2 protein-coding genes and 1 pseudogene are annotated in these 1,178 nt (G+C 32.1%); all 3 read right to left on the reverse strand.

The window, feature by feature from the left end; translation table 11 throughout:
• Nucleotides 1-208, reverse strand: a 208-nt coding sequence (locus PSF42_RS20735) for a PAAR domain-containing protein (protein ID WP_272680578.1), incomplete at its 3' end; no start/stop codon positions are given.
• 191 nt (nucleotides 209-399) lie between these two features.
• Entirely contained in the window at nucleotides 400-732 is a 333-nt protein-coding gene (locus tag PSF42_RS20740) for a hypothetical protein (protein ID WP_272680579.1), read from the reverse strand.
• 5 nt (nucleotides 733-737) lie between these two features.
• A pseudogene (locus PSF42_RS20745) lies at nucleotides 738-1,178 on the reverse strand (hypothetical protein); the annotation flags it as partial.

Below are 1,178 nucleotides of genomic sequence, written 5' to 3' on the forward strand. Positions count from 1 at the left end.
GCGCAACAGGGATACCATTAATTTTCATTAAGCTATCGCCTTCAACGATAGTCCCTGTTTTTTTACATGAAGGACAATAAACAGAGTCGCCCACACAGGCGACACCTTGGGTTTGCTTGGCGAGAGAAGAAGCAGTTAGAACCGTACCACCCGTGTTGGTAGTATCATTTTTTAAAATAACTTTACGACTATTCACTGTACTACGCATCATCCATCCTATTTCATATAGATATATCTATATAAACACATTGATTTTAACGATTTTTTCAATTTCAACCCTATCTAAAAAGCAAAAAATAATATCAATAACAAAGTGGTACAGAACATTCTCATGATCTATTAAAACAGATTCTGAGCATTTTTTAACTCAGAATTAGCTTAACACTTTAATATAATGTCTTAAAAATAAAAAAAGACTCCTGTTTTTTTATCTAGTGCAGTATTAACTAATAATAATATTGAATTAATTATATTCTCGTTATCTTTATTTGACACATTTTTTAAGATATCTCTTAAATTCTCTAATTTACTCATATCTTGCACGCTCTCATCCTCATAATCATCTATATTTAAGCCTAAATTAGAATTAATCAATTCAAATAAATTAACTTTATTTAATAGATACAATTGATTATCATTTAAATCTAACTCTAGTAAATCTCCATCAACAGATTCATTGTAATCTAATCTATACATTGCTTCTTTAGAGAGAGGAACAGTGATTATTTTCATTAATATTACCTTTTAATTTTAAAATGAGTTACTTGATTATACTCACCTTGCGAACGTCCAACCTGCTTGCCATTAGGTAATAATTTATTATTAGGAATATTTCCATCCAAATCTAAATATTTTCTTTTACCCGGAAGGCTTGGATCATAAATTCTAAAATAATCTCCTGAAGTATCTTCAACTACTTGAATTCCATTTTCTGTATTTTCGTATATCCTTTTACCCTTATCAGTAGTTGTAACTATGGGTGACTCACCTGCAAACTTATCAACAGACTCATTTAAGTCAGCCTCTGGCCAATTTTTAGCGAATTTTTTGGCTCTTTCTGCTCCACCTGCGTTTATGCTAGCGTAAACAGGTTTAACATCGTCCCTTTCTACCGTCAGAATATAATCCCGAAAGTCCACCGGCTCAACATCGTGTCCCGTATGGCGCCAAATAATCCC

The sequence above is a fragment of the Providencia sp. PROV032 genome, assembly GCF_028484875.1.
Taxonomy (GTDB): domain Bacteria; phylum Pseudomonadota; class Gammaproteobacteria; order Enterobacterales; family Enterobacteriaceae; genus Providencia; species Providencia rettgeri_E.

Coding starts and splice junctions, on each gene's coding strand:
- PSF42_RS20740 (WP_272680579.1), bottom strand. CDS start 732: ATGAAAATAATCACTGTTCCTCTCTCTAAAGAAGCAATGTATAGATTA.